This window comes from Stenotrophomonas sp. MMGLT7, assembly GCF_021168555.1.
Taxonomy (GTDB): Bacteria; Pseudomonadota; Gammaproteobacteria; order Xanthomonadales; family Xanthomonadaceae; genus MMGLT7.
In genome coordinates this window covers 297,533-320,286 of sequence record NZ_JAJOZS010000004.1, presented here as the reverse complement: position 1 = coordinate 320,286, position 22,754 = coordinate 297,533, and the positions used below count along the sequence as shown (strand labels likewise).

Sequence of the window (22,754 nt, the reverse complement as noted above, 5' to 3'; positions counted from 1 at the left end):
TCCTACGGGTCGTGAGCCGGTTCGCCGTGTGCGGCGCGCGTATCGCCCCTGGGCGGATCGGCCAGCGGCTGGCCGTGCTGCAGCAGCCACAGCATGATCGATTTCTGCCGCACGTAGTTGGCGCGCACGTAGGCGTAGACCAGCCCGCGCCAGCCGTCGAGGAAGCCGGCGCGGAACACGTAGCCGCGCCAGAAGCGCCATGCCGGCGCCAGCACCAGCTTGCTCCATGTCGCGCGCTTGCCGCGGGCGAAGTCGTGCTCGGCCATCATCCGCGCGTAGCGCTGGGTCTTGGCCAGTTGCTGCTCCAGCGAGCGGTAGGGGTAATGCAACAGGTCGCCGCGCAGGGTCGGCACCGGACCGTCGACGCTGGCCGATTCGTGGATCTCGCGCGTGCCGCGCCAGCCGCCGCGGCGGCGGTCGAACAGGCGCATCACCCGGTCCGGATAGGCGTTGCCGTGGCGCAGGAAGCGGCCGAAGTAGTCCGACAGACGGGCGAAGCGATAACCGGCCGCCGCGGCGAAACCGCCGTCGCGGGCCTGCAGGATCGATGCGCGCAGCGTCTCGTCCACGCGCTCGTCGGCGTCCAGGCACAGCACCCAGTCGTGCGCGGCCTGGGCCACGCAGAACGCCTTCTGGCTGCGGAAGCCGTCGAACGGGCGCTGCAGCACGCGCGCGCCGGCGGCCTGCGCGATGGCGGCGGTGGCGTCGGTCGAGCCGGAATCGACCACCACGATCTCGTCGCAGAAGGCCAGCGAGGCCAGGCAGTCGCCGATGCGGTCGGCTTCGTTGAACGCGATAATGCAGGCCGAGATGCGAGGCCGCTCGCCGCGGGCGGTCGTAGAGGATGGAGTGTCGATGGCCGGGTACCTGCTGTTCGCGACGGAGCGCTATGCGCTGCCTATTCTGGCGCCTCTGGCGCAGGCGTTGCACGCGTCCGGGCAATCGGTGGCGGCCTGGTTCGAGGGCGGCGCGGCCGGCGCCGAACTGGAGGGCGTGCGCAGCGTGGGCCTGCGCGATGCGCTGGCGCTGCGCCCGCGCGCGGTGTTCAGCGCCGCCAACTGGGTGCCGCCGTTCGTGTCCGGGGCCAAGGTGCAGCTGTTCCACGGCTTCAACGTGCAGAAGCGCGAGGACAGTCGCGGCCACTTCCGCGTGCGCGGGCTGTTCGACCTGTACTGCACCCAGGGACCGGCGACGACGCAGCCGTTCCGCGAACTGGCCGCGCGCGAAGGCCATTTCGCCGTCGCGCAGACCGGCTGGCCCAAGCTCGACCCGCTGTTCCGCGACGACGGCGGCCGCAGCGCGGCGCTGCGCGCGCCGGCCGCCGGCCGCCCGGTGATCCTGTTCGGCTCCACCTTCACCGAGCGCCTGAGCGCGGCGCCGTGGCTGCATGCGCAAATCGCCGCCGACATCGCCCGCGGCGAGCGCTACTGGCTGCTGACCCTGCATCCCAAGTGCGCGCCGGAACTGTTCGATCGCTACCGCGCGCTGGCCGGCGCCAATGCGTGTTTCGTCGAGCCCGAGCAGGTGATGGCGGCGCAGCGCGCGGCCGACGTGCTGGTCTCGGACACCTCCTCGATCGTGTCCGAGTTCGTGGTCCAGCACAAACCGGTTGTGACCTTCCGCAACCGCGTGCCGCAGCCGCACATGATCGACTTCGCCGATCCGGAACAGCTGCCGGCTATGCTGGCGCGAGCGCTGGCGCCGGAGCCTGCGCTGATGGCCGAGATCGTGCGCTACGCCGACTGGATCCATCCGTACCGTGACGGCCAGTCCTCCGAGCGCGTGATCACCGCCACCGAGGACTTCATCGACGGCGAGATGGGGCGGCTGCGGCGCAAGCCGCTGGGCGCGCTGTGGCGCGGGCTGCAGATCCGCCGCGAGCTGGGCTACTGGGGGCCGGCGCAGCGCTGAAGTGGCGGGACGCCATCGCCGCCGTGCCGCCGCGCACGCGGTCCGGCGCGACCGCCTACCAGCGCAGCCTGCGCCGCGCCATCGCCTCGATCAGCCGCTGATGGATCGCGCGGGCGTCGTCTTCGGCGACGAACTGCAGCCGCAGCGGTGGCGAGCCGGCGCTGGCGCCGGCGGTGTCCAGCCACAGCGTGGCGGTGCCGAGCAGCCGGTCCAGCGGCGAGCGCACCAGTTGCAGCGCCTGCAGCTTGTCCAGCTCGGCGAAGCGCCACCAGCGGTTCCACCAGCCGCCGCGCACGGCGATCAGGCGCTCGTCCAGCGCATAGCCCATGCGTGCGACCTGCCGGCGCGCCTTGAACGCCGACCAGGGCAGCCACAGCAACGGCAGCAGCCCCCAGGATCCGTAGTGCCAGCACAGCAGCGCGACCAGCGCCGGCAGCAGCACCAGCGTGGGCAGGCACAGCCGCCACCATTGCCCGCGCGCCACGCCGCGCCAGTCGCGCGGCGGCCAGTGCGCCACCGGCAGCAGCCCGGCGACGAGCCGGTCGCAGGCCGCCGGCGTGGCCACCGGTGCCAGTTCCTTCAGCGCGCGGCCGCTCTCGCCCTGCGCCTCGACCACGGCGGTGTCGATGCGCAGGCGCCGGCGCCGCAACAGGCGATGCATCACCCCTTCCTGCAGCGTCCACGCCTGGATGCGCCGCTGCGCCACGCTGGTGCGCAGGCGTGTCAGCAGGCCACGCTCGACCGTCAGCCGCCGCTCGGCGCGGCTGAGGACGAAGCCGTGGTACTGCAACAGCGCCAGCAGCACCGACAGCACCCGCAGCGCCGCCAATGCCAGCAGTGCCACGGCGACGGCGGCCACCACCGCGACCGCCGTGCCCGGATGCAGGTGGCTGGCATAGCCGAACGCGCGCTGGCTGTAGTCCTGGATGTAGTCCGACGCCAGACGGCGCGGGAACATCTGGTACAGCGCGCCGAAGGCGGCGGCCGTCACCACCATGCCGCGGTTGGAGATCAGCCCCAGCCGGACCACTTCGGCCGGCGACAGCGCCAGCAGCACCTCGGCGGCGGGCGGCGCGACGCCTGCCGCCTCCCCGGCCTCGGGGCCACGGTGCCTGACCTGGTGTTCCAGTGCCAGGGCATCGTCCAGTCGCAGCACCCGCATCTGCGCCTCGGGCTTGTCGCCGCCGGCCGATTCCAGCCGGACCTCGGCCACGCCGAACAGCCGGTGCAGCGGCGACTGGTGCACGACCACGTTGTGGATGCGGGCGAACGGGATCTCGCGCACGCTGCGCTGCAGCCAGCCGCTGCGCACGGTCAGTGCGTCGCCGCCGATGCGGTAGCGGTAGGTGAGGTACTGCAGCAGCGAGATCGCCACCAGCACCGCCACCGCCACCAGCGGCACCAGCAGGTCGGCCAGGTCGCCGCGATCGCCGCGGCTGCCGAACACCACCAGCGCCACCAGCGGCAGCAGGAACTGCCGCAGCTGCTGCAGCAGCACGAACAGCCACGACCACGGGTGCAGGCGCCTGTCCGGCGTGGCCGGTGCGGTTGCCGGGGACGTCACAGCGCGTCGTCGTCCTGGTCCAGCTGGCGGGCGAGGCGGTCGCGCAGGCGCTCGGCATCAGCGTCGTCCAGCCCGCAGATGGCCACCGTGTTGAGGCGGGTGCCGGCGGTATGCACCACCAGCGTCGCCAGCCCCGCGGCCCGTTCCAGCGGGCCGCGGCGCAGGTCCAGGTGCTGCACCCGCGAGAGCGGAACCCGCGTGTCGGTCTGCCACCAGCGCCCGCGCGCGAGCGCCAGGCCCTGCGCATCCAGCCGCCAGCGGGTCAGGCGATGGCGCTTGAGCGCCAGCCACGCACCGGCGATAGCGCCAAGCAGCGCACACAGCGGTATCGCCAGCCAGGGCGAGCCGATGCCGGTGGCGAGGGTGAACACGCCGGCGACCACCGCCAGCGGCGGCAGCATCGCCGCCGCGCCGCCCAGTGCCGCCAGCCAGGCGCCACGGCGCGGCAACGGCTGCCAGCCGGTTTCGGCGGCGGATGCAGGCGCAGGCGCGGAAGGGATCTCGGCGTCGGTCACGGGACTTGCTCCAGGCGGAAGGATGGCGCGCACGACGCAGCCGGTGCCGGAGAGGCGGCACACGGGAGTTTAGGGCGTGTCGCCGAGTTCGGGGTAGCTCGCCATTCCTGCGCGTGCCTGGGCTGAGGTGGCCGCAGGGGCGGCTCTGCGTGGCGTCTGGGCCATCAGTCGCGACGGCACCCGGCCGGTGAGCTCGGATCTTCCAAATGTGTCACCGGAGAAATCGGCAAGCAAGAAAAGCAAAGGCTTCCGTCCGCTGACACGGCCGGGTTCACCCTTCTGGAAAAGCGCCAAAAGAAACGGAACCAAAGAAAAACGCTTTTCCTGCAAGATCAAGAGCCTTCGCCTGATGGGTTATCGGGATTTTCCGACTCGCCCTCCGTGGCTCGGTCGGAACATGCTCGATCACGGCAGGCCGCCCATCCATGGGCGGCGCCCTCCGGCTCTGGGCAGATCGTCGTCGCTCATAGCTGGCGACAGGTACAGGGCGGGCTCCGACCCGTCGTGGCGGATTGAGAAGAGGCGGGCCAAAGGTCCGCCCTATGCGACGGCGCAGGGAGTGCTGCGACCTACTACAGCCTCAAGGGCCTCAAAGACCTGAAAAGGATGCCGGTAAAGCCCTGTTGCAACTGATAGCCCAGCCGCTCCTGCGCAGGTCGCGAGACCGCTCAGCGGGTGGAGGCGTGGATCAGCGCGTCCACGTCCAGCAGGTGCCCGGCGCGGGCGGCCTTGGTGCGCAGGTACTGCTCGTTCTCGTGGGTGATGCGGCCGGTGACCGGGATGCGCTCGACCACGTCGATGCCGGATGCACGCAGGCGCTCGGCCTTGGCCGGGTTGTTGGTCAGCAGCCGCACCTGGGCGATGCCCAGCCCGCGCAGCATCGCCACCGCGCTGCCGTAGCGGCGCTCGTCGGCGCCGAAGCCGAGCTGGGCGTCGGCGTCGATGGTGTCCAGGCCGTCGTGCTGGTAGCCGTAGGCACGCATCTTGGCGGCGATGCCGGTGCCGCGGCCTTCCTGGTCCAGGTACAGCAGCACGCCGCCGCCCAGCTCCTTCAGCATCGTCAGCGCCCGCCGCAGCTGGTCGCCGCAGTCGCACTTGAGCGATCCGAACAGGTCGCCGGTCAGGCACGAGGAATGCACGCGCACCGGCACCGGCTGCGACAGGTCGGGATGGCCGACGATCACCGCCACCTGGTCGCGCTGCGCCACGCCGCCGCGGAACACCACGAACTGGCTCATGCCGGCATCGCGCAGCGGCACCGGCGCGCGCGCCACCAGTTCGTAGCCATGCGCGGCCTGCGCGGCGCCCTGCTGCAGGTCCTGCAGCGACAATCTGCCGCAGCCCTCGAACGCGGAAGCATCGGCGGACACGTCCACCGCCAGCATCGCCGGCAGCAGCAGGCCCAGCCGCGCGACCTCGACCGCGGCCGCATCCAGCGCATCGCCCGCGCTCCAGTCGGCGGGAAGCTCGGCCTCGCGCAGGTAGCCCAGCGCCGCCAGGCTGTCGAAGCTGCGTTCGCCCAGGGGGATGCGCGCACCGTGCGGCGCCTGCAGGCCCAGCACGGCGGCGCGGGTGGCGGTGAGGAACAGGTAGTGGCGATGGCCGGCGGCCTGCGCATAGGCCGCGTACGACTGCTCGGTGCTGCTGTCCAGGGCCATTACCGCCCGGCGCGTGCCGTGGCCGTCCTCGATCATCACCGGGCGCCCGGCACGCAGCTCCGAGGCGGCGCGTTCGCAGCGGATGGCCGAGGGGTCGCCGAAGCTGGGTGTGGAAGGGGCTGAAGGCAGTGGCATGACGGTTTTTCAGATGGGGGAGGCGGGCGTTCGATTCAACCGCCGCCACTTTCGCGGCGGCGGCTTCCCGCGTTCGGTCGGCTATTGTCGATGTTTTTCCTGTCCCGGGCCAAAACCCGGGGTGCGGCCGGCCGGGACGATGCGTTGCGCTGCCGCCGTTCAGTGCGGATGTCGGGCGGTGGCGTAGGGGTCGTGCTCGCCGCTGCCCGGCGGGCGCAGCGTGTAGCGCTTGTACGTCCACTGGTACTGCGCCGGGTCGCGGCGGGCGATGCGCTCGATCCCGGCGTTGAGTGCGCTCACGCCGACCACCGGGTCCGGGTCGGCGATCGCCGCCGGCGCGGGCTCCACGTGCAGCGCGAACTCCATGTCCGGGCCGATGCGCTCGCACCAGGCGAACAGCACCGTCGCCCCGGTGCGCGCGGCCAGCCGGTTGACCAGGGTCATGCTCAGCGCGTCGATGCCGAAGAACGGCGCGAACACGCCGTCGCCGGCCTTGGGCTGCTGGTCGGGCAGGATGCCGGTGGCGCCGCCGTCCTTGAGCACCTTGAACAGCTGGCGCACCGCCGGGCCCTCGGCGCGGACCTGGCGGATGTTGGCGTCCGAGCCGCGGACCTTGAGCAGGAAGGCATCGCCGACCGCCGATTGCGGCGGCTTGTAGACGATGGCGATCGGCCCGCGCTGGGACAGCCACTGGTTGAGCAGTTCCCAGTTGCCGAAATGCGGCGCGGCCACGATCACGCCCTTGCCCGAGGCCAGGGCGGCGTCGTACAGGTCCTGGCCGTGGCGCTGCTTCAGGCAGCGCGCCAGGTTCTGCGCCGGCGGCCGCGTCCACAGGCGCAGCGTCTCCACCGCCTGGCGCGCGGTCGAGCGCAGGATCGCGCGGTGCACCAGCACCCGCTCGCTGGGCAGCAGGTCCGGGTAGGCCAGCTCCAGGTTGCGCCGGGCGACCCGGCTTTCGCGCGCGTCCAGCCGCCACCACAGCCAGGCCAGCAGGTCGGCGAAGGTCATCAACCAGGGCCAGGGCAGGCGGGCGAACAGCGCGGCCAGGCGGTACAGGACGCTGGCGATGAATTCGGCTTTCATGGCAAAAGTCTAGCCGGTATAACCGCAGTCCCAGAAACCGGCCGCACCGCCATGCTCTCGCTCATCCAGCGCGTCACCCAGGCCAGCGTCAGCGTCGACGAGCGCTGCATCGGCCGCATCGGCCCCGGCCTGCTGGCGCTGGTGGCGGTGGAACCGGGCGACGACGAGGCGCGGGTGCGGCGCATGGCCCAGCGCCTGCTCGGCTACCGCGTGTTCGCCGACGCCGGCGGGCGCATGAACCGGTCGCTGGCCGACAGCGGCGGCGGCCTGCTGCTGGTCAGCCAGTTCACCCTGGCGGCGGATACCGCCTCGGGCATGCGCCCCAGCTTCACAAGCGCCGCCGCGCCGGAGGAGGCTGAACGCCTGTTCAACCGTCTTGTCGAGCTGTGCCGGCAACAGCACCGGCCCGGGGTGGAAACCGGCCGCTTCGGTGCCCATATGGTTGTCAGCCTGGTCAACGACGGCCCGGTGACCTTCATTCTTCGGGCCTGAATCCGTTCTGGCACGAAGCCGCCGAGCGTAAACATCCGGGACGCACGGCGGCGCGCGCGAACTTCCGGGCGGGCAAATGTCCGCCTTGCGCGGTATAATGCTAGGTTCTCTTCATTACCAACTGCCGGTGGCGCGAGCACTCATGGCCAACGAACGTCCTGCCCAGCAATCCGACATCAAGCAACTGATCAGCAAGGGCCTGGAACAGGGCTACCTGACCTATGCCGAAGTCAACGACCACCTGCCCGACGACATCGTCGATCCGGAGCAGATCGAAGACATCATCGGCATGATCAACGGCATGGGCATCGACGTCCATGAAGTCGCCCCCGACGCCGAGACCCTGCTGCTCAACGACGGCAACACCGGCAACCGCGAGGTCGACGACACCGCCGCCGAGGAAGCCGCCGCCGCGCTGACCGCGCTCGACACCGAGGGTGGCCGCACCACCGACCCGGTGCGCATGTACATGCGCGAGATGGGCACGGTCGAGCTGCTGACCCGCGAGGGCGAGATCGCCATCGCCAAGCGCATCGAGGAAGGCCTGGGCCAGGTCCAGGCCGCCCTGGGCACCTTCCCGATGTCGATCGAGTCGCTGCTGGCCGACTTCGAGCTGCACAAGGAAGGCAAGAAGCGCCTGCCCGAGATCGTGGTCGGCTTCAACGACCTGGTCGAGGAAGTGCCCGAGCCGGTCGTGCCCGAGGCCGCCGGCGACGACAGCAGCGACAGCGACGATTCCGACGACGACAGCGACGACGACGATGTCGACGACGCCGACGAGGACACCGGCCCCACCGGCCCGGACCCGGTCGAGGTCGCGCGCCGCATGGACGTGCTGGCCGAGGAACTGGCCAAGTTCAAGAAGGCCTATGCCAAGCACGGTCCCGAGCACAAGGCCGTGGAGAAGCTGCGCAACGACATGGCCGAGGTGTTCGTCACCCTGAAGCTGCCGCTGCCGCTGACCGACACCCTGGTGCGCCAGCTGCGCGACGTGATGGGCCAGATCCGCGACCACGAGCGCCGCGTGCTGCACCTGTCCACCAACGTCGCGCGCATGCCGCGCAAGGACTTCATCCGCTCCTGGGAAGGCAACCAGACCAACCTGGGCTGGGTGGACGATGCGCTCAAGCGCAAGCAGAAGTGGTCCTCGGCCCTGCGCGACGTCAAGGACCAGATCGTCGCCGAGCAGCAGGCCACGATCGACCTGGAGAAGAGCAACTACCTGACCCTGGCCGAGATCAAGGAGATCAGCCGGGCGATGGCCTACGGCGAGGCCAAGGCGCGCAAGGCCAAGAAGGAAATGGTCGAGGCCAACCTGCGCCTGGTGATCTCCATCGCCAAGAAGTACACCAACCGCGGCCTGCAGTTCCTGGACCTGATCCAGGAGGGCAACATCGGCCTGATGAAGGCGGTGGACAAGTTCGAGTACCGCCGCGGCTACAAGTTCTCGACCTACGCCACCTGGTGGATCCGCCAGGCGATCACCCGCTCGATCGCCGACCAGGCGCGCACCATCCGCATCCCGGTGCACATGATCGAGACGATCAACAAGCTCAACCGCATTTCCCGGCAGATGCTCCAGCAGTACGGCCGCGAGGCCACCCCGGAGGAGCTGGCCAAGGAAATGGACATGCCCGAGGACAAGATCCGCAAGGTGATGAAGATCGCCAAGGAGCCGATCTCGATGGAGACCCCGATCGGCGACGACGAGGACTCGCACCTGGGCGACTTCATCGAGGACATGAACGTCGAGTCCCCGATCGAGAACACGGTGAACATCAACCTGTCCGAGACCGTGCGCGACGTGCTGGCCGGGCTGACCCCGCGCGAGGCCAAGGTGCTGCGCATGCGCTTCGGCATCGACATGAACACCGACCACACGCTGGAAGAGGTCGGCAAGCAGTTCGACGTCACCCGCGAGCGCATCCGCCAGATAGAGGCCAAGGCGTTGCGCAAGCTGCGTCATCCGTCGCGTTCGGAGCAGCTGCGCAGCTTCCTCGACATCGACTGAGCCGTCGTTCCTAAGTCGTGTTACCGCCGAAGGCCGCTGCAAGCGGCCTTCGGCGTTTCTGGGCTATAGGGGGGGGATCCGGATCCGGCGCTGTGCAGGGGCCGTCGGGGCGACTTGGCGTGGTGTCCGGGCTATCCGGGCGTGATGGGCTCTACCGGTGAGCTGCTTCCCTCCAGTCACTTGCATCCGATGCCTTCGAAGTTCCCGTTCTGGCAAGGAAACCTTCGGACCTGGGCGATAGAAGCAAAGGCTTCCGATAGAAGCAAAGGCTTCCGTCCGCTGCGCGGCCGGGTTCATTTCTTTTGGAAAGCGCCAAAAGAAACGGAACCAAAGAAAAACGCTTTTCCTGCAACATCAAGAGCCTGCGTCTGATGGGCTATCGGTATTTTCCGACTCGCCCTCCGTGGCTCGGTCGGAAAACGCCGCCCATCCATGGGCGGCGCCCTGCGGGTCTGGACAGGTCCCCGTTGCTCACACTTGGTGGCAACAGCAACAGCAACAGCAACAGCAACAGCAACAGCAACGGCAACGGCAACAGCAACGCGGTGTGACCGAGGACTGGAGTCTTTTGCCCCCTCCCTTGCGAAGCAGGGGCGGGTACGAGCGCTTGCGAGCCATTGGCTAGCGCTCGGGGCAGCGCCCACCGGCTACGCCGGTGGGCCGGGCAGTCGGGGAGGGGGCCGCTGTTGTTCTGGTCTGGATGCGAATGCGGGGAGTCAAGTCACCGGTAGACCCGTTGCGACTGATCGCCCGAGGGCCGCACCGAGTCGGTCCCATGGTTGTCGCTGCAGAAGTTGCCGCGAAAGGTCGCGCAGGTCGATCAGCTACCGCGTATCACCGCCAGCACGTCGTGGCAGGCGCCCATGGTGTGGTAGTCGGTCTTGCCGGCCGGGCTCTTGAGGTCGTCGTGGCGGTGGTTCTCGCGGTCGAGGATGCGGTACCAGGCGCCGTACCGGTGATCGACGAAATGCCGCCAGGCGTAGTCCCACAGCCGCAGGTAGTCGTCGCGATAGCGATCCAGGCCGGTGGCCCGATATAGCCGCCACGCCGCGGCGATCGCCTCGGCCTGTACCCAGAAGTACTTGTCGCCGTCGCACACGTACATCGGTGCGGTCGCCACGTCCGGCGCGGCCTCGTCGGGTCCGGGCGAGCGTTCGCGCAGCGCCTGCGGCGCGAAGCCGTAGACGATGCCGCCATGGATGTCGTCCCAGCCGTGCGCCAGCCCGGCGTCGTAGAGACGGCGCGCGGTCGGCAGCAGCCATGCCGGGGCCTGGCTGCCCAGGTGGGTGCGCAGTGCCAGCAGCAGCTTGGCCCATTCGATCTGGTGGCCGGGCTGGAAGCCCCAAGGACGGAACAGGTGCTGCGGATCGTCGCGGTGGTAGTCCCAGTCCACCGACCAGTCCTGTCGATAGTGCTCCCACACCAGCCCGCCGGCGCGCGCGGCCTGCCGCTGCGTCATGTGCTCGGCCAGCTGCAGCGCGCGCGCCAGGTAGCGGCCGTCGCCGCCGGCCTCGTGGGCGGCGATCAGCGCCTCGCACAGGTGCATGTTGGCGTTCTGGCCGCGGTAGTCGCCGTAGTGCCAGTGCGTGTCGGCCTCGTCGCGGTACAGGCCGTGCTCCGGGTCCCAGGCATGGGCTTCCAGCACCTCCCAGGTCTCGTCCATCCAGGCGGCGGTGTCGAGCCCGGCCTTGCGCGCGCTGGCGTAGGCCAGCAGCACGAAGGCCAGGCCGTAGCTGTGGTTGGTGCGGTCCTCGGGCACGCCGTCGCGCAGGGTCCAGGCATAGCCGCCGCTGGCGGCGTCGCGATGGACGTTGCGCAGGTAGTCCACGCCGTGCGCGGCGGCGGCGCGGTAGTCGGCCGCCAGCGGCGAGTCGGCGAACTCGATCGCGGCCATGGCGTAGTCGTAGACGAAACGGGTGCTGCTGACCAGGTGGCGGTGGCTGCGATCGTAGATGCTGCCGTCGTCGCGCAGGTACTGGAAGAAGCCGCCGGCCGGGTCGATCGCGCGTGGATGATAGAAGGCCATCGTGTCGGCGATGTGGGCGCGAAGGTTCTCCGGCCGGGTGAGGTCGGGAACGGGGAAAGCGGGCAGGTTCATCCGTGGGTCTCGATCAGCGTGCGCACGGCATCGGCATCGGGCATGGCGACGAAGGCGCCGTGGCGGGTGGTGGCCAGCGCGCCGGCGGCGGCGCCATGGCGCAGCAGGTCCGCGCGCACGGCGTCGTCGTCGAACGCGGCGGCCAGCGTGCCGGCACCGATGCCGAGAGCGACCAGCCGCCACAGCAGGCCGGCGACGAAGGCATCGCCGGCGGCGGTGGTGTCGATGGTGTCCACCGGGAACGTGGTGGCCTGGCCGTGCCGGCTGCGGGTCCACCAATGGATCGGGGCGGCGCCGTCGGTGACGACCACCGCCTCGGCATCGCCCGCAAGCAGGCGCTCGATCACCGCCGCGGTATCGCCGGCATCGGTCAGCGCCTCCAGTTCCTCGCGGCTGAGCTTGACCAGCTTGGCCAGGGCCAGCGCCCGCCACAGCCATGGCCGCGGATCGGCATCGCGCGGCCACAGTGCCGGGCGCAGGTTGAGATCGATGCTGACCAGTGCGCCGGCGGCGGCCGCCAGGCGCATGCCGTGCAGCGTTGCCTCGGCGATGTCCGGATGGGTCAGGCTGTTGGAGCAGACGTGGAACACCGCGATGTCGGCGAACGCGGTCTCGTCGAAATCGCTGCTGCGGAACAGCAGGTCGGCCGCCGGTGGCCGGTAGAAGCTGAAACTGCGTTCGCCGGCGGCATCCAGCGACACGAATGCCAGCGCGGTCGGCGCCGCATCGGTGCGCCGCACCTGCGCGGTGTCCACGGCGTGGGCGCGCAGCGCGGCGAGCAGGGTGTCGCCGAATATGTCCTGCGCAAGCATGCCGACGAAGCGCGACCGCCCGCCCAGCTGGGCCACGCCGACGGCGACGTTGGCCGGCGCGCCGCCGGGCTGTTCCAGGAAGCTCCGCGGCTGGCCGGCTGCGGCCGGCAGCGACAGGAAGTCGATCAGCGCCTCGCCGAAGCAGGCGACGGTGGTGCGCGGCGCAGCCATCAGTGCATCGGCCCGCTGCGCGGCACCGAGGCCGGGAGGTGGGAGGCATCTGCGTCCACGCGCGAGCCGCGCAGCCCGTACCAGACGATGTAGGCATAGCACGCCAGCGGGATCACGAAGGCGTGGTGGATGCCGATGCGGTCGGCCAGCGTGCCCTGCAGCAGCGGGATGATCGCACCGCCGACGATGGCCATCACCAGCAGGCTCGACGCCTTGCTGGTCAGCGTGCCAAGCCGCTCGATCGCGGTGGTGAAGATGGTCGGGAACATGATCGAGTTGAACAGGCCGATCGACAGCGCGCTCCACATCGCCACGTGGCCCTGCGTGGTCATCGTGGTCAGCAGCAGCGCGCAGACGATGCCGGCGCTGATCGCCAGCAGCCGGCGCGCGTCGAAGCGCGTCATCAGTGCCGCGCCGACGAAGCGGCCGAGCATCGTCCCGCCCCAGTAGAAGGCCAGGAAGCGCGAGGCGGCCGCCTCGGTCAGTCCGCCGATCTGCGGCTCGGCCATGTAGTTGATCAGGAAGCTGCCGATGGCGACCTCGGCGCCGACGTAGACGAAGATGCCGAGCACGCCCCAGCGCAGGTGGCGATGGCGCAGGGCCTCGCCGTAGGTGTGATGGGTCTGGTCGCCGGCGTCGGTGGCCTCGCGCAGCGAGGGGATGCGCATGGCCAGCACGAACACCGCCAGCAGCAACAGGCCGCCGGCCAGCATCAGGTACGGGACCTCGACCGAGCGTGCCTCGGCGGCACGGTAGGCGGCCTGCTCGGCGGCATCCATCGCCGCGATCTGGTCCGCGCCCAGGACCGCGCCGACCAGGATCAGCGGGCCGATCAGCAGCGGGAACAGCGTGGTGCCCAGCGAGTTCAGCGCCTGCGCCAGGTTGAGCCGGCTGTGCGAGGTCTTGGGATCGCCCAGCAGGCTGATGTACGGGTTGGCCGCCACCTGCAGCAGGGTGATGCCGCTGGCGAGCACGAACAGGGCGCACAGGAACAGCGCGTACGAGGGCAGGCGCGCGGCCGGGTAGAACATGCTCGCCCCGATCGCGGCCACCACCAGCCCGATCACGATGCTGACCTTGTAGCCCACCCGCGCCACCACCGCGCCCGACGGCAGCGACATCAGGAAGTACGCGCCGAAGAACGTGAACTGGATCAGCATCGACTGCGCGTAGTTCATCGCGAACACGGCCTTCAGGTGCGGGATCAGCACGTCGTTGAGGCTGGTCAGCCCGCCCCAGGTGAAGAAGATCAGGCTGACCACCGCCAGGGCGGCGGTGTTGGACAGCGTGCGTGACGACGTACTCATGCGGTGGCTCCTGGGGCGCGGATCGACAGGGAAGGGCTCTGGCTGCTGGCGCGCACGCGCAGCGTCACCGGCGCGGTCACCTTCTGCGGCAGGGCAGGTGCCTGGCCGCGCAGCCGCGCCAGCATAAGCCGTGCCGCCTGGACGCCGCGTTCGCGCGGCGCGGTGGCGAGGGTGGTGAGCGCGGGCGAGGCGGCGGCGGCCTCGGCGATGTCGTCGAAGCCGACCACCGCGAAGTCCGTGCCGGCATGGCGGCCGCGCGCGGCGAGCCCGGCCATCAGCCCGAGCGCGACCGCGTCGTTGTAGCAGACCGCCGCGGTCGGCGCCGGGTCGCGCGCGAACAGCGCACCGGCCTGGTGCGCGGCCTCCAGCCGGGTGGGCGCGCACTCGACCAGCCATGCCGGGTCCGCCGCGATGCCGGCGGCGGCGAGCGCGTCGCGGTAGCCGCCACGGCGTTCGTGGCAGGAACTGGAATCGCGGTGGCCGCCGAAGAACGCGATCGCGCGATGGCCGAGCGCCAGCAGGTGTTCGGTGGCCACGCGCGCGCCGTGGCGGTTGTCCAGCGCCAGGTAGTCCCAGCCGCCGGCGCCATCGGCGCCGTCGAGTGCGCGGTTGAACACCAGCACCGGCAGGCGCTCGCCCAGCACGCGGCGCAGGCGCGCGGCATCGCTGTGCTCGGCGGGCGAAAGGATCACCGCCGCCGGTTCGTGTTCCATCAGCGAGGCCAGCACCTGCTGCTGGCGCTCGGGCGATTCGCCGGTGCTGCCCAGCAGGGTCACGTAGCCGGCCTCGGCCAGCGCCGTGTCCACCCCGGCGGCGAACTCGGCGAAGAACGGGTTGGCCAGGTCGTTCACCACCAGCGCCACTGCATTGGAGCCGCCGCCGCGCAGGCTGGCCGCGCCGCGGTGGTAGACGTAGCCCTGCCGCTCCAACTCCGCACGCACGCGGGCGCGGGTGTCGGCATGCACCAGAGGGCTGTCGCGCAGCACCAGCGATACCGTGGCCTTGGACAGGCCGCAGGCGGCGGCGATGTCGGCCAGGGTGACGCGGCGGTGGCGCGGGGCCGGGGAGGACATGGCTCGATTTGGATCGGTTCAAAGGGTCGCGCATCGTCGCCGCTGCCGCAGGTTTCGGCATCTTGCGCCGCAACATGCGGCCATGGCGATGACAGTGCTACGGTCGTCGATTGAACCGGTCCAAACGAGGGCGAGATGGCGACACTTGGGGCAACGCTGGGCATGACGATGGCCGCGATCGGCGCATTGATGGGTGCGGACGCGGCGCAGGCCGCGCCGGCGGCCCCGGGCGCGGCCGCCTTCGCCTCGGTCGATCCGTTCATCGGCACCGACGGCGAAGGCCATACCTATCCGGGCGCGACGGTGCCCTTCGGCATGATCCAGCTCAGCCCCGATACCCGCATCCAGCCGCGCAAGGACGCCTATGGCTGGGCGGCCGGCTACCGCTACGACGACAGCACCATCGTCGGCTTCTCCCACACGCACTTTTCCGGCAGCGGCCATTCGGACCTGGGCGACGTGCTGCTGATGCCGGTCAGCGGTGCGCCCAGGCTGGAGCGCGGCGACCCCGACGTGCCCGGCAGCGGCTACACCTCGCGCTTCCGCCATGCCGACGAGCACGCCGAGCCCGGCTACTACGCGGTGACCCTGGACGACTATGGCGTGCGTGCCGAGCTGACCACCACCGCCCGCGTCGGCGTGCACCGCTACACCTTCCCCAAGGGCAAGCCGGCGCACGTGCTGGTCGACCTGCGCACCAGCATGTACGACTACCCCGGCAAGATCTCCTGGTCGCGGCTGCGGCTGCAGCCGGACGGCACCGTCACCGGCTTCCGCGAGACCCGCGGCTGGGCGCCGGGGCGGCAGCTGTACTTCGCCATGCGCTTTTCCCGCCCGCTGCGCGGCCATGCCTTGCACAACACCGAGCAGGAAATCCCCTACAAGGGCTTCCCGCCGCCGGGCGAGAAGGACCCCGCGGCGCGCGCCCAGATCGAGGGCCGGCAGCTGGTGGGGACGTTCGACTTCGGCGACGGCGGCGGCGACGCGCTGGTGGTGAAAGTGGCCATCTCCCCGGTCAGCGAGGCCGGCGCCATCGCCAACCTGGACGCCGAAGTGCCGGGCTGGGATTTCGACGGCGTGCGCGCCGCGGCCCGCGCGCAATGGGAGCGGGCGCTGGCGGCGGTGGTCGTGCAGGCGCCGGCAGCGCAACGCACCAGCTTCTACACCGCGTTGTACCACGCCCTGCTGGGACCGACGCTGTTCATGGACAGCGACGGCCGCTACCGCGGCCCGGACAACGCCGTGCACCAGGCCAGGGGCTGGACCAACTACTCCACCTTCTCGCTGTGGGACACCTACCGCGCGCTGCACCCGCTGCTGACGCTGGTGCAGCCGCCGCAGCGCACCGGCGACATCGTCAACTCGCTGCTGGCCGCGCGCCGCGAGAGTCCCTACGGCATCCTGCCGGTGTGGGCGTTCCACGGCCTGGAGACCTGGTGCATGATCGGCTACCACGCCGTGCCGGTGATCGCCGACGCCTACATGAAGGGCATCGGTGGCTTCGACGCCGACGAGGCGCTGCAGGCGATGGTCGCCAGCGCCAACTACGGCCCCTACGACGGCATCGCCCAGTACCGCGAGCTCGGCTGGGTGCCGATCGACGAGGAAGGCGAGGCGGCGAGCAAGACGCTGGAGTACGCCTTCGACGACTGGACCATCGCGCGCATGGCGCAGAGGATGGGCAAGGCCGATGTCGCCGCCGAGTTCGGCAAGCGCGCCGGCAACTGGAAGCACGCCTTCGACGCGGCCACCGGCTTCATGCGCGCGCGCAACCGCGACGGTTCCTTCCGCGAGCCGTTCGATCCCGATGCCAGCGGCTACGGCACCGACTACACCGAGGGCAACGCCTGGCAGTACTCGTGGTACGTGCCGCAGGACGTGGCCGGTCTGGCCGCCGCACACGGCGGCGCCGACAGGTTGCTCGACCGGCTGGATGCGGTGTTCGACGCCAAGGTGGACCCGGCGGTGTTCGAGCACATGGAGGACATCACCGGCCTGATCGGCTGGTACGCGCACGGCAACGAGCCCAGCCACCACGTCGCCTACCTGTATGCCTATGCCGGACAGCCGTGGCGCAGCCAGGCGCGGCTCAAGCAGATCATGGACAGCCAGTACGCCCCGCGCCCGGACGGCCTGGCCGGCAACGACGACCTCGGGCAGATGTCGGCGTGGTACGTGTTCACCGCGGTCGGCTTCTATCCGGTGACCCCGGGCAGCAACGAATACATCATCGGCCGCCCGTTCCTGCCGCGCGCCACGCTCAACCTGCCCGACGGCAAGCGTTTCACCGTGATTGCCGAAGGACTGGACGACGGCCACGGCTACATCGGCAGCGCCATGCTCAACGGCCAGCCGCTGAACCGCGCCTTCCTGCGCCACGAGGAGATCATGGCCGGCGGCGAACTGCGTTTCGTCATGCAGGCCGCGCCCAACACCGAGTGGGGCACGCATCCGGAGCAGCAGCCGTATTCGCAATCGCGCCAGTGAAGCCCCGGCGGCCGGCGCCGTGCGTGTGGTCGCGGCCCGGTCGCTCCACTACACTGTGCGGCCGCACGGGCCTATAGCTCAACGGTTAGAGCAGAGGACTCATAATCCTTTGGTTCCAGGTTCGAATCCTGGTGGGCCCACCACGCTGAAGTCCAAGGAAATCCCATGTGGTGCCGAAACCCCCTGAAATCAGGGGTTTTTTCGTTCCTGTCGTCCCAGGGCGTCCCGTTGAATCCCGGCAGGGTGTGAGTCAGCCGGAGTGTCCAAGACCTCCTGACTCACGTGCTGACCGACACCAAGCTGCGCGGGCTGAAGCCCCGCGCGAACGCCTACCGTGTCGCCGATACCAACGGACTGTGCGTCGAGGTTAGTCCCACTGGCGCGAAAGTCTGGCGCTATTCGTGTCGCTCGCTTGCGGAGGCGCGTGCCGAAGCTCCGGCTAGGTTAAACACGAGTGCCGGATGGTAGATACGAACCTTGCCGCCATCGATGGCCAGCCCGTGGCCGAAGATCGTTACGGCCACAGAGCTCTTCGCGCCGGGCTCCCTCTGCCGTGTGCCGCATCGTCGCAATGGGCGACTGGAGCAGATCGGGAATGGTTGAAGACGTGGGCCTCGGCTTGATGAAAGCTGAGTTCTCGAAAGAAGTAAACCTGAACCCCGTTATCGTTGCCGCGGTGGCCAACGCTTGCGGCGAAGACAGGTTCGCAGGCCCTCATTCGAGCGCAAGCTCCCGGCGCAGCGCCGCGACGTGGGCGCGGCCCACGGGCAGTTCCGCGCCGCCGGTCAGGACCAGCCAGTAACGGCTGCCGGAGCCGGCATGCAGGGTGCGGACATGGCGCAGGTTGACCAGGTAGGAGCGGTGGCAGCGCACGAAATCGGGCGGCAGCACGGCGGTCAGGGCGGCCAGGGATTTGTCGTGCAGTTCGCTGCGGCCATCGAGCAGGCGTAGCTCGCTGTAGTCGCCGTCGGCGCGGATCCACAGCACGTCCGCCAGTTCGACGAGTGCCGCGCCTTGCGCGCGCCAGATGCCGAGGTAGCGGGCGCTGCCTGCACGGTAGCGCCCGGCGTCGAGCAGGCGGTCGAGGGCCAGGCCGAGGCGCTCGCGCGAGAACGGCTTGGGAACGAAGTCCAGCACGCCGTGCTCGAAGGCCTGCAGCGCGCGCTCGCGATGGGCCGAGACCACGACGCAGTGGTAGCGCCCGGCCACCGCGCGTCGCAGCAGTTCGAAGCCATCCTCGCCGCCGAGGTTCAGGTCCAGCAGCAGGCCGTCGTAGACGCTGCGCTGGAGCCGGTCGCCGGCCGACTCCAGTTCGGCGACGGCGTCGAAGCGGGCACGCGTGCCGGCCAGCTCGGCGCACAGGCGCAGCAGGCGCTGGCGCACCAGGGGTTCGTCTTCGACGATCAGGATGCGCATGCCAGCTCGATCCGGCCGTACCAGTCGTCGCCTTCGGCGTGCTGGACGAATCGCCAGCCGCCGGGACAGGCGGCGGCCAGGCTGGCCTCGATGTAGCGCGTGCCGGTGCCTTGGCCGCGATGCGGCGCGGACCCGCGTGCGCTGCGCAGCTCCAGGATCCACCGGTCGTCCTCGCGGTACACGCGCAGGCGGAACGGGCGCTGCGCGCAGGCAACTGCACCGGCGTGGGTCAGTGCGTTCTCGACCTGTGCGTGGAGGACGCCGGGCGGCAGCGACAGTCGCGTCCGTTCGGTGCCGGTCTCGACCTCGAAGTGCATCGGACGATCCAGCGCCAGGCCGACGATGTCCAGGTGGTTGCGGCACAGCGCCAGTTCGTCCTCCAGCGGAACGCTCGTGCGGGCGCTGCTCTCGCGTAGGCGATCGAACTGTTCCGCCAGCGATTCGACCAGACGGCTGGCGCGCGGCGGCGCTTGTTCGATCAGTTCCTGCAGGCAGGTCAGGGTATTCATCAGCCAGTGCGGCTGGATGCCCCGCTGCAGCAATTGCAATGAGAGGCGGGCGCGCTCTTCGCGCAGCGTCGCGTTGTGCCGGTCCAGCGCGTGCAGCTGCGCGGCGTGGCGCAGGAGCAGGAAGCCCATCAGCACCGCCAGCAGCAGGAAGTACGGGCCGTCGAGAAACGCGCCGCCGGCGATCGGCATCGCCAGTGCGCCGGCCAGCATCAGGATCAGCATCGGCCAGCGCTCATCGGGCTCGCCACGGGCGCACAGCAGCAGCCAGGCCGAGGCGAGCAGGCTCAGCAGGAGCACGGCGGCCGAGCGGCCATCGAAGCTGGGCAGAAAGGCCGCTATCGCCGCGAGCACCGCAAGGTAGGCGATGCGCGCGCCGCCCGGCACGACGACGCCGAAGCGGCGCGCAATGTAGGCCGGCAGCAGGACCGCAGCCGCCAGGTGCAGGGCCAGCAGCGCGAGCAGGCGCGGGCCGTGCCATGGATAGGCGTATCCCAGCAGCGGGCGCCAGGCCTCGACGACCGGCAACGCCAGGCCGACTGCGCCGAGCGCCAGCAGCAGGGGCGCGCCGGGCGTGCGCAGCCGGCCGCGCTGCACGGCCAGGAAATACAGCCATGCTGCCGCGAGCGCGCCCGTGGCCAGGGCCGCGATCAGCCAGGGTCGCAGGCGATGGCTGTAGATCGCCTCGACCGGTGCCACCTCGATGGCGGCGCCCGCATGATGGAGGTGAAACCCCTGGTGGTGGCTGGAGGCGAGCACGGCCAGTTCGTCCGTGCCGGCGCGAGAGGATGGCGGCAGCACGCGGACGACGTCGACGAGGCCTGGCCGTTCCTTTTCTGCGGTAAGGCCCACGATGCCATTGCCTGCCAGTGGCCGTCCGTTCCAGTAGGGTTGGCTGGCGGCGCGCAGCGACAGGCGCATCGCGCGGTCGCCATCGTTGGTCGTGGGCGCGGACAGTCGCCAGCGCAGCCAGTAGGGGCCGTGCCAGTTCGCCAGTACGCGTTGATCGAGCGGGCGCCAGTCCAACTGGCCTGGAGGCCGTTCCGGCATGCCTGCGGAAGCAGCCATCGCGGCAGGCGCCATCTCCGCGGCCAGCACGCGCACCGTTGCCGGGGCGCGCGACGAAGCCATCAGCCAGGCGGAGAGTGCGGCCAGCAGCACGGCAAGGGCGGTCAGGGTTCTCGCGATCGGCATGCCGACATCGTATCGGCTGCACGGAGACGCTGGACCGCCGGTTAGAGCGGTTCGGCGGTCTGGGATGCCCGAGACCCCGCGCCGGCGGAGATGCTGGCGGCCGGTGGCGCGGACCGTCCCGCCGCCGCGTGTCGCATCCCGAGCGGTCGCCAGGCCGGGAGCGCCCGCATTGCCTGCCGCCCGGAGTCCACCATGTCCGCCGTATCGATGTTGCCGTTTCGTCTATACCGCCTGAGCCCGCTTTCCCGGGCGGCCGTCCCCCCCACGCCGCCTCCGGGCCGGTGCCGGCGTGGCGACAGGTCCAACATCCCGCCCGGCGGCGCAGGACCGTCCCAACGGATGCTCTCGGCGGTCGCGCGGCTGGGGCCAATGTGGCTGGCGATCGCCGCAGCGGCGCCTGCGCTGGCCAATGATGTGCAGGCGCCGTTGCGGTTCGCGCCCTATGCGTTCGAGACCGAGCGCCACGGCACGATCGCCGCCGAGGTCGCCTTCCTGGAGGTGCCGCGCCGGCACGGCGAGCCGGATGGCCCGGGCATGCGCCTGCGGGTGGTGCGGCTGCCGGCCACGGGCGGCGATGGCCGCGCCGCGCCGGTGGTGTACCTGGCTGGCGGCCCCGGGGGCTCCGGGGTCGGCACCGCGCGCGGACCGCGCTGGCCGGTGTTCGACCGGGTCCGGCGCGAGACCGACGTGCTGCTGCTCGACCAGCGCGGAACCGGCCTGTCGGAACCGTCGCCGCCATGCCCCCATGTGCAGCGCTTCGACGACGCCCGTCCGCTGGAGCGGGACGCCGCGCTGGCCGCATTGCACGCCACGGCCGCCCGCTGCATCGCCCACTGGCGGCAGGAAGGCATCGACCTGGACGCCTATACCACCGCCGAGAGCGCCGACGACCTCGAGCATCTGCGCCGCGCGCTGGGCGTGCCACGGATCAGCCTGTGGGGCATGAGCTACGGCACTCACCTGGCGCTGGCCAGCGTCCGCCGGCATGGCACGGGCATCGACCGCGTGGTGTTGCTCGGTGTCGAGGGACCCGACGACACGCTGAAGTCGCCACTGGCGGCCGATGTCCTGCTGGCGGAGCTGGCCGCCGTCGCCAAGGACCAAGGATTCGACGACCTGGCCGGTTCTGCCCGGCGCGTGCTGGAGGCGTTGCGCCGCCAGCCAGGCCGGGGCCGCAGCTTCATGCGTGGTGGCCGGCAGGTGACGATTGGCGAGTACGACGCGCAGCTCGCGATCGCGGCCTCGCTCGGGCGGCGTTCGACCCAGCAGATCCTGCCATTGGCGCTGCGCGATGCCGAGCGTGGCGACTACGGCCTGATGGCGGAGATCGTGCTGGCGGTGCGCGAGCAGATCGGCGAGTTCCGTGCCATGCCACTGGCGATGGAGGCGGCATCCGGCCAGAGCCCGCAGCGGCGTGCCCTGGTCGAAGCGCAGGCGTGCGACAGCCTGTTCGGCGATGCGATCAACTTTCCGTTCCCGATGCTTGGCGAGGGCCTCGGGCTCGTCGATCTCGGCGAGGCATTCCGTGCACCGTTGCATAGCGAGGTGCCGGCACTGTTCGTCAGCGGCACGCTCGACGGCCGCACGCCGCCGGCGAACGCGCAGGCGCTGCTGCCCGGTTTCAGCGACGGCAGGCAGCTGCTTGTACGCGGTGCAAGCCATGACGACGAGCTGTGGCTCGGTCATCCGGACATTGCCGCGCATATCGCCGACTTCCTCGCCGGCCGTCCGATGGACGATGCGGTGCTGGAGGTACCGCCGCCAGCGTTTGCCACAAGCAAGTTCGATTTGTTGTTGTCGGCGCTCGGTATCGGCCGGGGAACGGCGCTGGCCGCACTCGTAGCGTTGGTGGCATTGCCGCTGGCCGCGTTCTTGCTTTGGCGTCGGCGCAGGAGGCAGCGCCGGGAGCGGTGATGCGAGCAGTTCGGACCGGCTCAGAAAATCAGGTTCGGGTGGAGAAAATTGTTCACCCCGGTGACCGCGGGGGCAGGGCACACGCCCGGCATCCGGCGTCCGGCGAAGGCACCTCAACAGCACCGCACAGCGGGTTGGCTATGCCGACCCCTCCAGTTCGATGGCTGCTGGGCCCCAGGCCGGATTTCCAGGAAATCCCAATTGATGCCCATCGGTGCTCAGGCAGGTGCAAAGCGCTTGATCGGGGCGAGCACGATCAGTGGCCGACGATGGCAGCGACCGTATTGACCTAGACAAGGGCCGGCGAGTCTGCGAACGAACCGGCCTTGTGATCACGAAGGGAGCGGAGTTCCGGCGATGTTGTCGAAGCCGTTGATGTGTGGGGAGGCGGTGCCGCTGCCGGGACG

17 protein-coding genes and 1 tRNA gene are annotated in these 22,754 nt (G+C 70.3%); 7 read left to right on the top strand and 11 right to left on the bottom strand.

Annotated features, from left to right (window positions below; genetic code table 11):
• Positions 1–2: 2 nt before the first annotated feature.
• Positions 3–857: a glycosyltransferase family 2 protein gene (locus LRX76_RS08110; protein WP_231803953.1), complete on the bottom strand. Its 855-nt coding sequence runs from the start codon at positions 855–857 to the stop codon at positions 3–5.
• Between LRX76_RS08110 and LRX76_RS08105 the strand changes: the two genes are divergently transcribed.
• A complete protein-coding gene (locus LRX76_RS08105) occupies positions 856–1,911 on the top strand; it encodes a CDP-glycerol glycerophosphotransferase family protein (protein WP_231803880.1) in 1,056 nt (351 codons plus the stop codon). The two genes, LRX76_RS08110 and LRX76_RS08105, sit on opposite strands and share 2 nt — an antisense overlap.
• A 55-nt stretch (positions 1,912–1,966) precedes the next feature.
• On the opposite strand, the gene LRX76_RS08100 is transcribed toward LRX76_RS08105, so the two are convergent.
• The 4 genes from LRX76_RS08100 to LRX76_RS08085 all read right to left on the bottom strand — a co-directional run bounded on the left by LRX76_RS08100 (position 1,967) and on the right by LRX76_RS08085 (position 6,866).
• Complete coding sequence (locus tag LRX76_RS08100) at positions 1,967–3,475, bottom strand: PH domain-containing protein (RefSeq protein ID WP_231803878.1); 1,509 nt, start codon at positions 3,473–3,475, stop codon at positions 1,967–1,969.
• Positions 3,472–3,990, bottom strand: a complete 519-nt coding sequence (locus LRX76_RS08095; protein WP_231803876.1) for a PH domain-containing protein — start codon at positions 3,988–3,990, stop codon at positions 3,472–3,474. Before LRX76_RS08095 ends, LRX76_RS08100 begins: the two co-directional genes overlap by 4 nt.
• 668 nt (positions 3,991–4,658) lie before the next feature.
• On the bottom strand, positions 4,659–5,783 hold the full coding sequence (ribA, locus tag LRX76_RS08090; RefSeq protein ID WP_231803874.1) for a GTP cyclohydrolase II RibA: 1,125 nt from the start codon (positions 5,781–5,783) through the stop codon (positions 4,659–4,661).
• Between the two features lie 159 nt (positions 5,784–5,942).
• Positions 5,943–6,866 carry a lauroyl acyltransferase gene (locus LRX76_RS08085; RefSeq protein ID WP_231803872.1) on the bottom strand — a complete coding sequence of 308 codons (924 nt, stop codon included), beginning with the start codon at positions 6,864–6,866 and terminating at the stop codon, positions 5,943–5,945.
• Between the two features lie 51 nt (positions 6,867–6,917).
• Between LRX76_RS08085 and dtd the strand changes: the two genes are divergently transcribed.
• Both dtd and rpoD read left to right on the top strand, forming a co-directional pair.
• Positions 6,918–7,358: a D-aminoacyl-tRNA deacylase gene (gene dtd / locus LRX76_RS08080; protein WP_231803870.1), complete on the top strand. Its 441-nt coding sequence runs from the start codon at positions 6,918–6,920 to the stop codon at positions 7,356–7,358.
• 142 nt (positions 7,359–7,500) lie between these two features.
• Positions 7,501–9,369, top strand: coding sequence for an RNA polymerase sigma factor RpoD (gene rpoD, locus LRX76_RS08075; protein ID WP_231803867.1), 1,869 nt, complete (start codon positions 7,501–7,503; stop codon positions 9,367–9,369).
• A gap of 820 nt (positions 9,370–10,189) precedes the next feature.
• Here the strand turns inward: rpoD and LRX76_RS08070 are convergent.
• Genes LRX76_RS08070 through LRX76_RS08055 form a run of 4 tightly spaced genes read right to left on the bottom strand, consistent with a single transcriptional unit; the run spans position 10,190 to position 14,830 of the window.
• The gene (locus LRX76_RS08070; RefSeq protein WP_231803865.1) at positions 10,190–11,467 is read right to left on the bottom strand and encodes an AGE family epimerase/isomerase; all 1,278 of its coding nucleotides are present in this window, start codon (positions 11,465–11,467) and stop codon (positions 10,190–10,192) included.
• Complete coding sequence (locus LRX76_RS08065) at positions 11,464–12,450, bottom strand: carbohydrate kinase (RefSeq protein ID WP_231803863.1); 987 nt, start codon at positions 12,448–12,450, stop codon at positions 11,464–11,466. Before LRX76_RS08065 ends, LRX76_RS08070 begins: the two co-directional genes overlap by 4 nt.
• Positions 12,450–13,757 carry a sugar MFS transporter gene (locus tag LRX76_RS08060; RefSeq protein WP_231803860.1) on the bottom strand — a complete coding sequence of 436 codons (1,308 nt, stop codon included), beginning with the start codon at positions 13,755–13,757 and terminating at the stop codon, positions 12,450–12,452. The genes LRX76_RS08065 and LRX76_RS08060 overlap by 1 nt, the downstream gene beginning before the upstream one ends.
• The gene (locus tag LRX76_RS08055; protein ID WP_231803858.1) at positions 13,754–14,830 is read right to left on the bottom strand and encodes a LacI family DNA-binding transcriptional regulator; all 1,077 of its coding nucleotides are present in this window, start codon (positions 14,828–14,830) and stop codon (positions 13,754–13,756) included. Before LRX76_RS08055 ends, LRX76_RS08060 begins: the two co-directional genes overlap by 4 nt.
• Positions 14,831–14,965: 135 nt before the next feature.
• Here LRX76_RS08055 and LRX76_RS08050 point away from each other — a divergent pair, with 135 nt between their 5' ends.
• From LRX76_RS08050 to LRX76_RS08040, 3 genes are all read left to right on the top strand, one after another.
• Positions 14,966–17,317 carry a GH92 family glycosyl hydrolase gene (locus LRX76_RS08050; protein ID WP_269450771.1) on the top strand — a complete coding sequence of 784 codons (2,352 nt, stop codon included), beginning with the start codon at positions 14,966–14,968 and terminating at the stop codon, positions 17,315–17,317.
• 67 nt (positions 17,318–17,384) lie between these two features.
• A tRNA-Ile gene (locus tag LRX76_RS08045) sits at positions 17,385–17,460 on the top strand.
• A 139-nt stretch (positions 17,461–17,599) separates the two neighbouring features.
• Positions 17,600–17,785 carry an Arm DNA-binding domain-containing protein gene (locus LRX76_RS08040; RefSeq protein WP_231803856.1) on the top strand — a complete coding sequence of 62 codons (186 nt, stop codon included), beginning with the start codon at positions 17,600–17,602 and terminating at the stop codon, positions 17,783–17,785.
• Positions 17,786–18,031: 246 nt separating this feature from the next.
• Here the strand turns inward: LRX76_RS08040 and LRX76_RS08035 are convergent, their stop codons facing one another.
• Positions 18,032–18,733 (bottom strand): LytTR family DNA-binding domain-containing protein, encoded by a 702-nt coding sequence (locus tag LRX76_RS08035; protein ID WP_231803854.1) that lies wholly within the window; start codon positions 18,731–18,733, stop codon positions 18,032–18,034.
• Positions 18,721–20,433: a sensor histidine kinase gene (locus LRX76_RS08030; protein WP_231803852.1), complete on the bottom strand. Its 1,713-nt coding sequence runs from the start codon at positions 20,431–20,433 to the stop codon at positions 18,721–18,723. Before LRX76_RS08030 ends, LRX76_RS08035 begins: the two co-directional genes overlap by 13 nt.
• A gap of 339 nt (positions 20,434–20,772) precedes the next feature.
• Here LRX76_RS08030 and LRX76_RS08025 point away from each other — a divergent pair, with 339 nt between their 5' ends.
• On the top strand, positions 20,773–22,347 hold the full coding sequence (locus tag LRX76_RS08025; protein ID WP_231803849.1) for an alpha/beta hydrolase: 1,575 nt from the start codon (positions 20,773–20,775) through the stop codon (positions 22,345–22,347).
• Positions 22,348–22,754 lie beyond the last annotated feature (407 nt).

Excerpts from the sequence above, each read along its gene's own strand:
- LRX76_RS08105 (WP_231803880.1), top strand. The coding sequence starts at position 856 with ATGGCCGGGTACCTGCTGTTCGCGACGGAGCGCTATGCGCTGCCTATT.
- ribA (WP_231803874.1), bottom strand. The coding sequence starts at position 5,783 with ATGCCACTGCCTTCAGCCCCTTCCACACCCAGCTTCGGCGACCCCTCG.
- LRX76_RS08085 (WP_231803872.1), bottom strand. The coding sequence starts at position 6,866 with ATGAAAGCCGAATTCATCGCCAGCGTCCTGTACCGCCTGGCCGCGCTG.
- dtd (WP_231803870.1), top strand. The coding sequence starts at position 6,918 with ATGCTCTCGCTCATCCAGCGCGTCACCCAGGCCAGCGTCAGCGTCGAC.
- rpoD (WP_231803867.1), top strand. The coding sequence starts at position 7,501 with ATGGCCAACGAACGTCCTGCCCAGCAATCCGACATCAAGCAACTGATC.
- LRX76_RS08070 (WP_231803865.1), bottom strand. The coding sequence starts at position 11,467 with ATGAACCTGCCCGCTTTCCCCGTTCCCGACCTCACCCGGCCGGAGAAC.
- LRX76_RS08065 (WP_231803863.1), bottom strand. The coding sequence starts at position 12,450 with ATGGCTGCGCCGCGCACCACCGTCGCCTGCTTCGGCGAGGCGCTGATC.
- LRX76_RS08060 (WP_231803860.1), bottom strand. The coding sequence starts at position 13,757 with ATGAGTACGTCGTCACGCACGCTGTCCAACACCGCCGCCCTGGCGGTG.
- LRX76_RS08055 (WP_231803858.1), bottom strand. The coding sequence starts at position 14,830 with ATGTCCTCCCCGGCCCCGCGCCACCGCCGCGTCACCCTGGCCGACATC.
- LRX76_RS08050 (WP_269450771.1), top strand. The coding sequence starts at position 14,966 with ATGGCGACACTTGGGGCAACGCTGGGCATGACGATGGCCGCGATCGGC.
- LRX76_RS08035 (WP_231803854.1), bottom strand. The coding sequence starts at position 18,733 with ATGCGCATCCTGATCGTCGAAGACGAACCCCTGGTGCGCCAGCGCCTG.
- LRX76_RS08030 (WP_231803852.1), bottom strand. The coding sequence starts at position 20,433 with ATGCCGATCGCGAGAACCCTGACCGCCCTTGCCGTGCTGCTGGCCGCA.
- LRX76_RS08025 (WP_231803849.1), top strand. The coding sequence starts at position 20,773 with ATGCTCTCGGCGGTCGCGCGGCTGGGGCCAATGTGGCTGGCGATCGCC.